Source organism: Flavobacterium proteolyticum, assembly GCF_015223105.1.
Classification (GTDB): domain Bacteria; phylum Bacteroidota; class Bacteroidia; order Flavobacteriales; family Flavobacteriaceae; genus Flavobacterium; species Flavobacterium proteolyticum.
Map to the genome: position 1 here is coordinate 92,672 of NZ_JADFTZ010000006.1, position 15,199 is coordinate 107,870.

Annotated in this window: 12 protein-coding genes; 7 read left to right on the forward strand and 5 right to left on the reverse strand. The window is 32.0% G+C overall.

The genetic code is table 11. The annotated features are described in order from the left end of the window. The first annotated feature begins 156 nt into the window (after window positions 1–156). Window positions 157–2,217, forward strand: coding sequence for a M1 family metallopeptidase (locus IM755_RS11490; RefSeq protein ID WP_194096984.1), 2,061 nt, complete (start codon window positions 157–159; stop codon window positions 2,215–2,217). Window positions 2,218–2,249: 32 nt separating this feature from the next. Here IM755_RS11490 and IM755_RS11495 read toward each other — a convergent pair whose 3' ends face one another. Then, on the reverse strand, window positions 2,250–2,774 hold the full coding sequence (locus tag IM755_RS11495; protein ID WP_194096986.1) for a DUF7935 family protein: 525 nt from the start codon (window positions 2,772–2,774) through the stop codon (window positions 2,250–2,252). Window positions 2,775–3,093: 319 nt separating this feature from the next. On the opposite strand from IM755_RS11495, the gene IM755_RS11500 reads away from it, so the two are divergent. Next, entirely contained in the window at window positions 3,094–5,421 is a 2,328-nt protein-coding gene (locus tag IM755_RS11500; protein WP_194097096.1) for an ATP-dependent helicase, read from the forward strand. Between the two features lie 62 nt (window positions 5,422–5,483). Continuing rightward, window positions 5,484–6,104 (forward strand): L-threonylcarbamoyladenylate synthase, encoded by a 621-nt coding sequence (locus tag IM755_RS11505; protein WP_194096988.1) that lies wholly within the window; start codon window positions 5,484–5,486, stop codon window positions 6,102–6,104. A 51-nt stretch (window positions 6,105–6,155) separates the two neighbouring features. Here IM755_RS11505 and IM755_RS11510 read toward each other — a convergent pair whose 3' ends face one another. The 3 genes from IM755_RS11510 to IM755_RS11520 form a co-directional block, all read right to left on the reverse strand. Beyond that, window positions 6,156–6,992 (reverse strand): OmpA/MotB family protein, encoded by an 837-nt coding sequence (locus tag IM755_RS11510; RefSeq protein ID WP_194096990.1) that lies wholly within the window; start codon window positions 6,990–6,992, stop codon window positions 6,156–6,158. A gap of 69 nt (window positions 6,993–7,061) precedes the next feature. Then, a complete protein-coding gene (locus IM755_RS11515) occupies window positions 7,062–8,057 on the reverse strand; it encodes a glycosyltransferase family 2 protein (protein WP_194096992.1) in 996 nt (331 codons plus the stop codon). 78 nt (window positions 8,058–8,135) lie between these two features. Beyond that, window positions 8,136–8,579 (reverse strand): type I restriction enzyme HsdR N-terminal domain-containing protein, encoded by a 444-nt coding sequence (locus IM755_RS11520; RefSeq protein WP_194096994.1) that lies wholly within the window; start codon window positions 8,577–8,579, stop codon window positions 8,136–8,138. Window positions 8,580–8,641: 62 nt separating this feature from the next. Between IM755_RS11520 and holA the strand changes: the two genes are divergently transcribed. The 4 genes from holA to IM755_RS11540 all read left to right on the forward strand — a co-directional run bounded on the left by holA (window position 8,642) and on the right by IM755_RS11540 (window position 13,932). Next, window positions 8,642–9,646: a DNA polymerase III subunit delta gene (gene holA, locus IM755_RS11525; protein ID WP_194096996.1), complete on the forward strand. Its 1,005-nt coding sequence runs from the start codon at window positions 8,642–8,644 to the stop codon at window positions 9,644–9,646. A 79-nt stretch (window positions 9,647–9,725) separates the two neighbouring features. Then, window positions 9,726–9,908, forward strand: coding sequence for a CAL67264 family membrane protein (locus tag IM755_RS11530; protein WP_026725732.1), 183 nt, complete (start codon window positions 9,726–9,728; stop codon window positions 9,906–9,908). A gap of 50 nt (window positions 9,909–9,958) precedes the next feature. Next, window positions 9,959–11,650, forward strand: coding sequence for an energy-dependent translational throttle protein EttA (gene ettA, locus IM755_RS11535; RefSeq protein ID WP_194096998.1), 1,692 nt, complete (start codon window positions 9,959–9,961; stop codon window positions 11,648–11,650). A gap of 83 nt (window positions 11,651–11,733) precedes the next feature. Beyond that, complete coding sequence (locus IM755_RS11540) at window positions 11,734–13,932, forward strand: ATP-binding response regulator (RefSeq protein WP_194097000.1); 2,199 nt, start codon at window positions 11,734–11,736, stop codon at window positions 13,930–13,932. A 13-nt stretch (window positions 13,933–13,945) separates the two neighbouring features. Here the strand turns inward: IM755_RS11540 and IM755_RS11545 are convergent, their stop codons facing one another. Then, window positions 13,946–15,199 (reverse strand): DEAD/DEAH box helicase, encoded by a 1,254-nt coding sequence (locus IM755_RS11545; protein WP_194097002.1) that lies wholly within the window; start codon window positions 15,197–15,199, stop codon window positions 13,946–13,948.

Here is a 15,199-nt window from a genome sequence, read left to right on the forward strand (position 1 = left end):
TTTTTTGGAACACCGATTCAAGAAATTTTAAAAATTTATCCAATTTCTTCAATCTGTGTTTCTAAATGTAAAAGCGAAGATAGTTTATAATTTGTTAATTTAAAAAGGAGAGAATTTGAAAATGTTTATATTCGTACTTTATTAAATTCCAATAAGATGTTTCGTATTCTTTTAGCCTTGTTTTTTATTAATATATCTTTTGCTCAACAAATTGATAAAGTTGATTTTATCAAATGTGATGCTTTGGTTGCCCCAAATCATTTTGAAAAATCAATTTCTGGAACGATTATTTATGAATTTAAAGTAAAAAAAGCAATTGATACCATTAAAATTGATGCTATCAATATGGAATTTTCAGAAGTTGCCATCAATGGAAAATCTGTAAATTTCCAAAATTCAGGAAAAACATTAAATTTATTTGAAGGATATAAAAAAGGAAAAAACACATTGACTTTTAGATATTCAGCAAAACCCAAACAAACGCTTTATTTTACAGGTCAAGATGAGAATTTGCAAATTTGGACACAAGGACAAGGGCGTTATACGAGTCACTGGTTGCCGAGCTTTGATGACGTGAATGAAAAAGTTATTTTTAATATTTCTGTTGAATTTAGAAATGATTTTCCAGTGATTTCAAATGGTACTTTTATCTCAAATAAGTACAATTCGAAAGGGAATTTAATCACGTGGAATTATCAAATGCAAAAACCAATGTCTTCTTACTTAGTAATGTTGGCCATTGGAAATTTCGCAAAACAAGCCAGAACAACTAAATCAGGAACGCCATTAGAATTTTATTTAGATAAAAATGATGTTTCAAAATTTGAACCAACCTATCGTTATTCTAAAGAAATGTTTGATTATTTGGAGCAAGAAATAGGAGTGAAGTACCCTTGGGGCATTTACCGACAAGTTCCGGTTCGTGATTTTTTGTATGCGGGAATGGAGAATACGACTTCTACTATTTTTGCACAAGATTTTGTAGTAGATGAAATTGGTTTTAATGATAGAAATTATGTAAATGTTAATGCACATGAATTAGCACATCAATGGTTTGGCGATTTGATTACCGCGCAATCAGGAAAACATCATTGGTTACAAGAAGGTTTTGCTACATATTACGCTCTATTAGCTGAGCGTCATTTGTTTGGTGATGATTATTTCTATGAAGAATTAAACGACTATGCCGAACAACTAAAACGAGCTTCCAAAACCGATACGATTCCTGTGATGAATGAAAAGGCGAGTTCGTTATCGTTTTATAAAAAAGGCGCTTGGGCATTGCACGTGATGCGTGAAGACATTGGAGCAAAGAATTTCCAAAAAGCTGTAACGAAATATTTAAAGAAATACCAATACAAAAACGTCAATACAGATGATTTCTTGAAGATTGTAAAAGATGTTTCGGGTTATGATGTGGAGAATTTCAAAAAAGTTTGGTTAGAAAAAGCAGGATTTGAAATGGAAATCGCCCAAAAGTATTTGACTAAAAATAAGTTCATTCAAGATTATTTTGCTTTAAAGAAAAGTAAAAAAACATTAGTCGAATTGACAGAAATTTTGAAATCAGATGCTTACTATCCAATTAAACAATATATTGTTTATCAAACAAGGAACGTTCCTTTCGAAGAACGTAAAGTCATTTTAGAAACTGCTTTAGCAACAAATGACATTTTGGTAAGAAGAGCTGTTGCGGAATCCACACCAGTAATTCCAGAAGCATTTAAATCGCAATACGAAACGTTATTGAATGATAATTCGTATCAAACGAAAGAAATAGCTTTAACCAATTTATGGAAAAACTTTCCAGAAGACCGTTTGCGTTATTTAGAACAAACCAAAGAGATTGTTGGGAACAATGATAAAAGTTTCCGCTTAACTTGGTTGGGCTTGGCTATGAATACGGAAAATTTACCTGAGCAAGTGAAAGCTACTTCGTACAATCAATTATTGGATTTTGCTTCTGAAAACTATGAAAGTTCGGTTAGACAAAATGCTTTAGAATTGTTATTACAACTAAATCCGAACGATGAAAAAGTAATTGAATTATTGTTTAAAACAACAGTGCATCACAAATGGCAGTTTACCAAATTTAGTAGAGATAATGTTAGAAGATTACTAAAAAATCAAGAATACAGAACAATAGTTGAAAAATTAGCATCAACTTCGGATGAAACCATGAAAGAGTTGTATTTGAAATTTTTAAACGAAAAATAAAAAAATCCCGAGTTGATGCTCGGGATTTGTATTTAAAATACTCTTTTCAATTCTTCTTTCAAATAGCTAATTGCAATATTACTTGGCGCTTCGGTTTCTGTTAGTTCTAACATAATGGCTTCTCTTAGTTTATCGGCATCAGCAACATCTTCTCTAAGTGCATTTTTTCGAATCATTTGCACCGTACTGTTTTTAGCTTTCAATATGATATCCCAAGTTTCTGCGGTTAAATAAATTTGTTGCGTTAAATTATGCTCAAATTCAGTTTGAATATGGTGCGATAATAAGGTTGCATAATCATCTTTACTTTTGCTAATTGGTGCTACACGAAGTAACAATTGTGTTGGGTTAATCCTTTCCAACAATAAAACCATTCGCTCATACGCTTGCAAACGAATCGGTAACGCTTGTTTTTGATTTTCTCTTAATAACTCAAATTTGCGTTTACTTTCTTCGCTGTTATAAAATTTTTGCATCATTACAAAAGCTACACCACCCGTAATCAAAGCAGGTAGGGTATAAGCAGCAATTTCTAATAATTTATCTTCGATTGTCATTTTTAATAGTTTTAAATATGTCGCAAATTAAGATTAAAATTATTAAAATTCAAATAAGTTTAGGAACACAGATTTGAGAAATGTCTAAAATTGTAAAAATCAAATCTCATATTCTAAAATGAGTTATTCCATTTTTCTATGTTATCTATGATAAGTGAAACGTCCGAAGCTTCGGACTAAAATCAAAACAAAGCAAAACTATTGTGTCTATGTGTTTAAATATTTCTCTCGCTTTAAGCACAAAATAAAAACTTGTAAAAACACGAATCAAAGTGTATTTTTGTAAATTAGTTAAAAGTTATCGAATCCTATGAAAGAAATGCAGCGATATATCAGCCAATTAAACGAAGCACAGCAAGCACCTGTATTGCAGAAAGACGGTCCCATGATTGTAATTGCGGGAGCGGGTTCTGGTAAAACACGTGTGTTAACCGTTCGTATTGCTAACTTAATGAGTCAAGGTGTAGATGCTTTTAATATTTTGGCGTTAACGTTTACCAACAAAGCCGCACGTGAAATGAAAAAACGTATTGCAGATATTGTTGGAAATAACGAAGCGAAAAACCTTTGGATGGGAACCTTTCACTCGGTTTTTGCTAAGATTTTAAGAAGTGAAGCCGATAAATTAGGTTATCCATCTAACTTTACGATTTACGATTCTCAGGATTCTTTGCGTTGTTTAGGAGGAATCATCAAAGAAATGCAGTTGGATAAAGATATTTACAAACCAAAGCAAATCTTAGGCAGAATATCATCTTATAAAAACTCTTTAATTACAGTAAAAGCCTATTTCAATAATCCCGAATTACAAGAAGCAGATGCGATGAGTAAAAAACCGCGTATGGGGGAAATTTATCAACAATATGTGGAGCGTTGTTTTAAATCGGGTGCGATGGATTTTGATGATTTACTATTGAAAACTAATGAATTATTAAATCGTTTTCCAGATGTACTAGCAAAATATCAAGATAGATTTAGATACATTTTAGTAGATGAGTACCAAGATACGAATCACTCGCAGTATTTGATAGTTCGTGCGTTATCGGATAGATTTCAGAATATTTGTGTGGTGGGAGATGATGCACAGAGTATTTATGCCTTCCGTGGTGCGAATATAAACAACATTTTAAATTTTCAGAAAGATTACGACAACGTACAAATGTATCGTTTGGAACAAAATTATCGTTCATCGAAAAACATTGTTGAAGCAGCAAATAACGTAATCGATAAGAATAAAACCAAGTTAGATAAAATTGTTTGGACATCCAACGATGACGGACCCAAAATAAAAGTCCACCGAAGTTTAACTGATGGGGAAGAAGGACGTTTTGTAGCGGCAACTATTTTCGAGCAGAAGATGCAAAACCAAATGTTAAACGGACAATTTGCAATATTGTATCGTACCAATGCGCAATCTCGTGCTATGGAAGATGCGTTACGTAAACGAGATATTCCGTATCGAATTTATGGTGGTTTATCGTTTTATCAACGTAAGGAAATCAAAGACGTTTTGGCGTATTTGCGATTGGTAATTAATCCAAAAGATGAAGAAGCTTTAGTTCGTGTGATTAATTATCCAGCCAGAGGAATTGGTGATACAACGGTTGAAAAATTAACGGTTGCAGCCAATCATTACAAGCGTTCTATTTTTGAAGTAATTGAACACATTGATAAAATTGATTTGAAACTAAACGCAGGAACAAAAGCAAAATTGAATGATTTTGTGACGATGATTAAGAGTTTTCAAGTCATTAACGAAAATCAAGATGCGTTTTTCTTAACTGATCATGTTACGAAGAAAACAGGATTGGTTCAAGAACTCAAAAAAGACGGAACTCCAGAAGGAATTGCGAAAATTGAAAATATTGAAGAATTACTAAACGGTATCAAAGATTTTACCGAAGGTCAAAAAGAAATCGATGGAGCCAGAGGTGCGTTAGCCGAATTTTTAGAAGACGTAGCATTAGCAACCGATTTAGATAAAGATACAGGTGATGATGATAGGGTAGCACTTATGACGATTCACTTGGCAAAAGGATTGGAATTTCCACATGTGTTTATTGTGGGATTAGAAGAAGATTTATTTCCAAGTGCCATGAGTTTGAATACCCGAAGCGAATTAGAAGAAGAACGTCGTTTGTTCTACGTTGCTTTAACTCGTGCCGAACATCAAGCGTATTTAACGTATGCGCAATCGCGTTATCGTTGGGGAAAATTAGTAGATAGCGAACCTTCGCGTTTTATTGAAGAAATCAATGATGAATATTTAGAATATTTGAATCCAGTAGATTCGGGTTATCGTTACAAACCGGTTATGGATATTGATGTTTTTGGCGATATTGATAAATCGAAATTAAGATTAGCTAAACCAACCGCAGGAACGCCACCAAAATATTTAACACAAGACCAACCAAGTCCAACCGCGAATATTAGACGATTGAAACCAGTTTCAAGTAATTCAGGAAGTTCTAATGTGGTAGATGCTAATTTAAACGTTGGAAATATTGTAATGCACGAACGTTTTGGAAAAGGACAAATCGTAAACATCGAAGGAGTAGGAGCAGACAAAAAAGCCGAAATTCGTTTTGATGTAGGTGGATTAAAGAAGTTGTTGTTACGATTTGCGAAGTTGGAAGTGATAGGATAGAAGTTTTAGTTTTTTAGATTAACTTGAAACTTGAAACAAAATTAACTTGAAACAAAAATAAGATGTCAGAAATCATAAAAATATACGAAGACAAACCAAGCGAAGCCGCAATTAAAAAAGTGGTTGAGGTTTTAAAAAACGGAGGTTTAGTCATTTATCCAACCGATACGGTTTATGGTTTAGGTTGTGATATTACCAATTCTCGTGCGTTAGAAAAAATTGCTAAAATCAAAGGAATTAAGTTAGAAAAAGCCAATTTTTCCTTTGTTTGTTCCGATTTGAGTAATCTTTCCGATTATGTGAAACAAATTGACACTTCCACATTTAAAATTTTAAAACGCGCTTTACCTGGACCTTACACGTTCATTTTACCAGGAAATAACGATTTACCTAAAGAATTCAGAAAAAAGAAAACCGTTGGTATTCGTGTTCCTGATAACAATATTGCTCGTGAAATTGTAAAACTTTTAGGTAATCCAATAGTTTCAACCTCAATTCACGATGAAGATGAGGTAATTGAATACTCAACCGATCCCGAATTAATCTTCGAAAAATGGAATAACAAAGTTGATTTGGTTATCGATGGTGGCTACGGAGACAATGTGGCTTCAACCATTGTAGATTTAACAGGTTACGAACCAGAAGTAATTCGTGAAGGAAAAGGAAGTTTGGATATATTATAATAAAAAACGCCTCAATCACTTGAGGCGTTTTTTTTATATTTTGAAGGTGAATTATTTTCCACTTAAGTTTTTCATTTCCTTTTCTAACATATCGTAGAATTGGTCAATCTTTGGCATAATTATAATGCGAGTTCTTCTGTTTTTAGCTCTATTTGCTGGTGAATCGTTTTCCACTAAAGGAATATAAGAACTTCTTCCTGCAGGAATTAATTGTTTTGGACTAACACCTAAATCTTTATGTAAAACTCTTACGATTGAAGTCGCTCTTTTTACCGATAAATCCCAGTTGTCTAATAAAACTGCATTTTTAATTGGCACATTATCAGTGTGACCTTCAACTAAACACTCGAAATCAGGTTTGCTGTTGATTACTTTAGCCACTTTAGCTAAAACACCTTTTGCTTTATCACTTACTTCGTAACTTCCCGATTTGAATAATAAATTATCAGCAATCGAAATCATCACAACTCCTTTTTCAACATTAATATTAATGTCCGGATCGTCGATTCCAACTTCACGTTTTAAGCTTGTTACTAAAGCTAAAGTAACACTATCTTTTTTAGTTAAAGCATCTTGTAAGCGTGTGATTTTTAAATCTTTTTCTTTTAAACTTTCCAAAGATTTTTCCAGATTTTCTGCACCTTTAGTTGTTAATGTTGTTAAATTTCCAACATTGTTAATTAAGTCAGAATTGTTCTTTTTCAAGAAATCAACTTGTTGCGCTAAGGCTTCTTTTTCAGTCAAACACGTATTTAGTTTTACGGTTGCTGTGTTTAATAAATCTTGAATTTCTTTGTTTTTAGCTTCTAATTCCGTGTATTTCTTTTTTGAAACACAAGAACTTAATGAAATAGCAGCTACTGTGGCGAATAACATTACTCTTCTCATACGTTTAAATTTTTTTACAAAATTAAATGGAAATTGTTAAAAAATAGCTTTTATTAACCTAAACTATTGTTAAAAAAGGTCAGCAAAGACCTTGCCATTCTTGATAAAGTAACGATAAACGATGCTGTTTATTTTGTAATAATTTGATTTTTGAATTGCACCTCTTTTTTTATAAAACTGATTTGCAAGATGATAATAATAAAAATGAGCCTGAATAATTGCAAAAAAATGTTTGAATTTTCCCTTCAAAATAAATTGAATTCCCGCAAGTCCATCCAAACACAATCTCATAAAAAGGATTGGCAATAATTGATTTTTCGGCAAATTCTTGGTTAACATCAACAATGAATTTCTGAAATTTAAAAAGGTTTTTCTCGGATTTCCTTCGTTTAAAGTAGCACCACCAACGTGATAAACAGTTGATTTTGAAGTATATTTTATTTTGTAACCCAAATTAAAAGCTCTCCAACACAAATCGATTTCTTCTTGATGGGCAAAGAAATCATCATCAAAACCGTTTAGTTTTCGGTAGACTTCTTTTCGGATAAAGAAACAAGCTCCGGTTGCCCAAAAAATTTCGATTTCATCATCGTATTGATTTAAGTCTTCTTCAACAGTATCGAAAATTCTACCACGACAAAATGGATAACCAAATTTATCAATAAAACCGCCAGCACCACCAGCATATTCAAAATGCGTTTTCTTTTTGAAATCTAATAATTTAGGTTGTATGATGGCAGTCTCGGGTTGATTTTCAAAAATTTCTAAAATAGGAGTAAGCCAATTTTCAGTCACTTCAATGTCTGAATTTACCAAGGCATAATATTCTTCTTCAACAAACTTCAAGGCTTCATTATAACCTTTTGCAAATCCAAAATTCCCAGTATTTTGAATGATTTTTACCGAAGGAAATTGGTTTTGAATCACTTCAATAGAAGTATCGGTCGAAGCATTATCAGCTACATAAATCGTAGCTTCATTAGAAAACGCAATCACCGAAGGCAAAAACTGTTCTAACAATTTGGCTCCGTTCCAATTTAATATGACTACTGCTATTTTTTTCAAGTGATTTTTTGTTTCAGGTTTCAAGTTTCAGGTTATTTGGAGTTTTAAAGAAAAAATTCATCCATCATCCAGCTTCCATCATTTATATTCAGGAAGTTCTCTTAAAAAAACATATTTCTCATTCTCAAAATCCATTTGGCAAAAATAATGATTTAGTCCATTGGTCACCATTAAATATTTCGCTTTCAAAACTAAGTTATAACGAGCGATTTGATCAAATGTTTGTTGGGAAATCGGAACTTCTGGTGCTTTGCATTCGATAAGTAAAAATATTTCTCCGTTAGGTTGAAAAACAACACCATCATATCGTTTACTTAATTCGTTAATTTTGATTAATTTTTCAACGTTGATATACGATTTTGGATACTTTTTATCTTGCAATAAAAATTGAACTACGTGTTGACGCACCCATTCTTCGGGAGTAAGAAGAATAAATTTTTTTCTGATTTCATCAAAAATAGACACTTTATTTTCACTATTTTTGAACCGAAAGGAATAGGTTGGAAAATTCAATTTTTGCATAGTTCAAAATTAGTTAAATATTACAAACTGCCAACTATTTACTGACCACTGAATACTAAATTATGGACGAAGTAATTCAAATTACAAAAGATATAAAAGCCGGAAACATCAAACCCATTTATTTTTTTATGGGTGAAGAGCCCTATTATATTGATAAATTGACTGATTTTATTGAGCAAAATGTGTTGCAAGAACACGAACGCGATTTTAATCAAACGATTTTATATGGTCGTGATGTTACAATGGAAGATGTGGTTGGAAATGCTAAACGTTATCCAATGATGGCAGATCGTCAAGTAGTGGTTGTTAGAGAAGCTCAGGAATTATCACGTCATATTGAAAAGTTAGAATCGTATGCCGAAAACCCGCAGCCTACAACGGTTTTGGTTTTTGCTTACAAATACAAAACTTTAGATAAACGTAAAAAAGTAACGAAACTTTTAGACAAAGTCGGAGTAGTTTACGAAAGTAAAAAAATGTATGAAAATCAGGTTGGTGATTGGATTAAACGCGTTTTATCTGGACAAGGTTATAGCATTGAACCTAAAGCAGCCGCTATTTTAGTAGAATTTTTAGGAACCGATTTATCCAAAATCAGTAACGAATTAGAAAAACTAAAAATTATTTTACCAAAAGGGCATACGTTTACTCCAAAAGACATTGAAGAAAACATTGGTTTTAGTAAAGATTATAACAACTTCGAATTGCGAAAAGCCATTGGTGAAAAAGACCAATTGAAAGCCTACAAAATCATAGATCACTTCTCACAAAACCCAAAAGATAACCCGTTGGTGGTTACTACTGGATTGGTATTTGGTTTCTTTTCGCAATTATTGCAATATCACGGATTAAAAGACAAATCTCAGTTTAATGCAGCTAAAGTTTTAAAAGTAAGCCCTTATTTTGTAAAAGATTATGAAGTAGCATTCCGAAATTATCCAATGAAAAAGGTAAGTGCAATAGTTGCTGCTCTTCGTGACATCGATGTAAAAAGTAAAGGAGTTGGTGCTTCATCAATGTCACAACACGATTTACTAAAGGAAATGTTGATTAAAATTTTCAATTAATACAAAGCATAAAAAGTTTTAAAATTTGTACCTTCGCAGTCCTAAATTTCACAAAACTTTAGATAAAAATATTTAGATTATGGGAATGAATAAAAATACAATTTTAGCTTGGGCCACTTTCATTATGATTTTAATGGGATTATTATTGATTGGCTTAGGAATTTACAGATATGCCGATGTAGCAGGTTGGGGATTCTCAGCTGTAGGTGTTGGTTTCTTTGCTATTGCTTGGGTTTTTAATGCCTTAAAAGGAAGAGTGTAAAAAAGTAATAAGTACAAAATTTTAATAATCATAAATCAAACATATAGTTTATGTCAGACGATAAAAAAGTCATTTTCTCCATGCAAAAAGTAAGCAAAGCTTACCAAGGAAGTGACAAACAAGTATTAAAAAACATCTATTTGAGTTTCTTTTACGGAGCTAAAATTGGTATTTTAGGTTTAAATGGTTCCGGAAAATCTTCGCTATTGAAGATTATCGCTGGAGTAGATAAAAACTATCAAGGAGATGTTGTTTTTGCACCAGGATATACTGTAGGATATTTAGAACAAGAGCCAAAATTAGACGAAACTAAAACCGTAATTGAAGTAGTTCGTGAAGGAGCAGCGGAGATTTTTGCTTTATTGGAAGAATTCAACAAAATCAACGACGATTTTGGTTTGCCAGAAGTTTATGAAGATGCCGATAAAATGCAAAAACTAATGGATCGTCAAGCAGAATTACAAGACAGAATAGATGCTTGTGGTGCTTGGGAAATCGATACTAAATTAGAAATTGCAATGGATGCGCTTCGTACTCCAGAAGCAGATACACCAATTGCGGTTTTATCAGGTGGAGAAAAGCGTCGTGTAGCTTTATGTCGATTATTATTGCAACAACCTGATGTATTGTTATTAGATGAGCCAACCAACCATTTGGATGCGGAATCGGTACTTTGGTTAGAACAACATTTACAACAGTATGCTGGAACAGTTATCGCAGTAACGCACGATAGATATTTCTTAGATAACGTTGCGGGTTGGATTTTGGAATTAGATAGAGGAGAAGGTATTCCATGGAAAGGAAATTATTCTTCTTGGTTAGACCAAAAAGCGAAACGTTTAGAGCAAGAAGAAAAAGTGGCTTCAAAACGTAGAAAAACATTAGAACGTGAGTTGGATTGGGTGCGTCAAGGAGCAAAAGGTCGTCAAACCAAGCAAAAGGCACGTTTACAGAACTATGATAAATTATTGAACGAAGACCAAAAAGAATTAGACGAAAAATTAGAAATCTACATTCCAAATGGACCTCGTTTAGGAACTAATGTCATAGAGGCTAAACATGTTTCAAAAGCATTCGGGGATAAATTATTATATGATGATTTAAATTTTGTATTGCCACAAGCGGGAATTGTTGGAATTATCGGTCCAAATGGTGCTGGAAAATCGACCATTTTCCGAATGATAATGGGAGAAGAAACTCCAGATTCAGGTTCATTCACAATTGGTGATACGGTTAAAATTGCTTATGTAGATCAATCGCATTCTAATATTGATGTGAATAAATCTATTTGGGAAAACTTCTGCGATGGTCAAGAATTAATCATGATGGGCGGAAGACAAGTAAATTCGAGAGCGTATTTATCTCGTTTTAACTTTGGCGGAAGCGATCAAAACAAAAAAGTAGCTACTTTATCAGGTGGGGAAAGAAATAGACTTCACCTAGCTATGACTTTAAAAGAAGAGGGTAACGTTTTATTATTGGATGAGCCTACGAATGACTTAGATGTTAATACATTACGAGCTTTAGAAGAAGGTTTAGAAAATTTCGCTGGTTGTGCGGTAATTATTTCCCACGATAGATGGTTTTTAGATAGAGTTTGTACACATATTTTAGCTTTTGAAGGTGATTCTCAAGTATATAGTTTTGAAGGAAGTTTCACAGAATACGAAGAAAACAAGCGTAAACGCCTTGGAAAAGATGTAACGCCAACTCGTATTAAATACAAAAAATTAACACGATAAACATTTGTTATAAAATCCTGATTTAGTCAGGATTTTTTTTTATTTTAGTAGTTCTTAAAATCAATCCTATTTAAAGCAGTTACATGATAACTTACACGCGTTTTTATTTTGTTTTATTTTTCTGTTTGACTTCCATTTTGGGATTTGCACAGTCAACAAATTCAACAAAAAAAGAAGCTAAGGAATTATTGAAACAAGCAGGACAAAGTTTTCTGCAATTAGATTCTAAGAAATCTCTCGATTTTGCTCAAAAGGCACTTATTCTTGCAACAAAGAACAATGACGATTTATTGGCTTCCAAAGCATACAATTTAATTGGATTAAATTTCGAAGAATTTTCAGATTACAAAAAAGCAATTGAGTATTACAATAAAGGACTTGTTTTAGCTAACAAAGTAGACAATGATACAGTTAAAGGTTGGTTAAACAATAATTTAGGTAATGTTTATTGTTATAGAAAAATCGATTTTCAAAAAGGAATTAAACATTATAAAGAAGGGTTAAAATATTCAATTCAGCATAAAGACGAATATGAAATTATGTTTTCAAAATTGAATATTGGAAGTGCTTATTTTGCTGTTGAAGATTTTAGTAATGGTATTCAGTATTTCAATGATGTCAAAGACTATGTCGATAAAAATGGAGATATCGAATCGAAAATCTCGTTGAATTCAAATTTTGGTTTATATTACAATAGTTTAAATAATAACAAAAAAGCAGAAGAATATTATTTAAAAGCAGTTCATTATTGTGAGCAGAATGATGTTGAGTTAATTAAATCTAATGCAAGTGATGTTTATAATGATATTTCAAACTTTTATTATAAAATTAAAAATTTCGAAAAAGCACATTTCTATCTTTTAAAACACGATGAATTACAAGATAAGATTTACAATGAAGAACGTTTAAATGATGTTAAGGTAGGTGGATTACAAATAGAACACGACGAGATTAATAGAGAGATTGATAAAATTAAAAAAGAAAAAGAAATTCAACAAGAAAAATTACAGGCTAACCGTGTTTTTGTAATTCTTTTAGGTGTTATCTTTTTCATATTGTTGCTTTTATTACTTTCCTTAATTCGAAATAATAAATTTAAAGCGAAAGCGAATTCTGATTTAAAAGAAGCAAATCGAGAACTATTAATCGCTAAAGAAAAAGCAGAAGAAGCATCACAACTAAAAACGCAGTTTATATCTACAATAAGTCACGAATTAAGAACACCTCTATATGGAGTAGTCGGAATTACTGATATTATTTTAGATGAACATAAAGAATTAAAAAACAGCCCGCATTTAAAATCCTTAAAATTTTCTGCTAACTATTTACTGTCATTAGTAAATGATATTTTAAAAGTTTATAAAATTGAAGAAAACCAAGTAGTTTTAGAAGATATGGTTTTCAATATTCAAGACGAATTAACGGTTATAAAAGATTCGCTTCATTTTTTGGCCATTAAAAATAATAACCAAATTTTCATTGAAGTTGATAATTCAATCCCAGAAGTTTTAGTTGGAGATAAAATACGATTGTCTCAAATTTTTATCAATTTAATGAGCAATTCCCTTAAGTTTACCGAAAATGGAAAGGTAGTTGTTAAAGCGAATTTGGTAGAAACAATTGGAACAAAATGTTATTTGAAGTTCCAAGTAACCGATAACGGAATAGGAATTGCCAAAGAAGATCAAAATAAAGTTTTTGAAAAATTTGTTCAAGTATATCGTAAAGAAGACGATTATCAAGGAACAGGATTAGGATTAACAATAGTTAAAAAATTAGTCGAATTATTCAACGGAACCATTCAATTAGAAAGCGAAGAAGGAATAGGAACAACCATAACATTCACCTTGCCATTAGATTCTGATGTTTCTAAAGCAAAATCTATTGTTAATAATTTTGATGTAGATCTTTCGGTAAGAAGAGAATACAAAATTTTGGTGGTTGAAGACAATAAAATAAATCAAGTAGTCACAAAAAAATTACTTGAAAACAATCATTTTAAGTGTGAAATTGTAGATGATGGTTACGCGGCTCTAGAATTAGTTAGTAAAATTGATTTTGATGCCATTTTAATGGATATTAATATGCCTATCATTAATGGTTTTGAAACTTCAAAATTAATACGACAAAAGGGAATAACCATTCCAATTATTGCTGTTACAGCATTCGACAAACAAGATATTGAAGAAAAAATTATAGACGCGCAAATAGATGAAGTAATCGTAAAACCTTTTGAAAGTCATAAACTGTTTGAAACCATTAAACGATTAGTAGATAAATAAAAAAAACGTTGGCTTAGTACCAACGTTTTTTGTTTTTCTTAGAAGCATCCGATTTTCTTGATTTTGAATTGGGATTCATCTTATTTTTATTTCTTAAATCGGGTTTTGCATCTGGATTTTTAACTTCGTCTTTCCATTCATATGGATGATCTGTAATTACTTTGACTTTCATTCGGATTAATTTTTCAATATCCTGCCAATATGGTTTTTCATCTTTTCCACAAAATGAAATGGCTAAACCTGAATTTCCAGCACGACCAGTACGACCAATTCGGTGCACATAGGTTTCAGAAATATTTGGAATGTCAAAATTAATTACAAATGGAAGTTGTTCAATATCAATTCCTCTTGCCGCAATATCGGTAGCAACTAAGATATCGATTTCTTTATTTTTAAACTGTTCTAGAACACGTTGACGTGCATTTTGCGATTTGTCTCCGTGAATAGCTTCTGCTTTTATATGTGCCTTTTTTAGCACTTTTACAATGTTATCAGCGCCGTGTTTGGTTCGGGTAAACACTAAAGCATTGCTCAAACTTTCTTGAATAATTAACTGTTTTAAAAGTAAACGTTTCTCGTCTTTGTTTACGAAATATACTTTTTGCGATACATTTTCAGCCGTACTCGATATTGGTGTAACTGAAATGTATTTTGGTCTTGTTAAAAAAGTATCCGCTAATTCCCTAATAGCTAAAGGCATTGTTGCAGAAAACAATAACGTTTGACGGTTTTCAGGAGTTAATTTGATGATTTTCTTAACATCATTAATAAATCCCATATCCAACATTTGATCCGCTTCATCTAAAACCAAATGATGCATGTGATTCAAATCGATAAAGCCTTGTTTGTGTAAATCTAAAAAACGTCCAGGAGTTGCGATTAGTACATCAACACCCATTTTTAATTCATTTACTTGTGGAACCTGATTTACACCACCAAAAATCACTAACGATTTTACATTGGTATATTTTCCATACGTTTTAAAACTTTCGTCAATTTGTATGGCTAACTCTCTAGTTGGCGTAACTACTAAAGTTCTAATATGTTTTGTTTTTTTTGCCGAACCTACAATTCTGTGAATTAAATTTAGAATTGGAATAGCAAAAGCACCGGTTTTTCCTGTTCCAGTTTGAGCACAGGCAACTAAATCTTGTCCTGCTAATATTTCAGGAATCGCTTGCTCTTGAATAGGAGTGGGGTTAGTGTAGCCTTCTTCTTCTAAAGCTTGTTGTATATTGTTAAATAATTTTAATTCGTTAAATGTCAT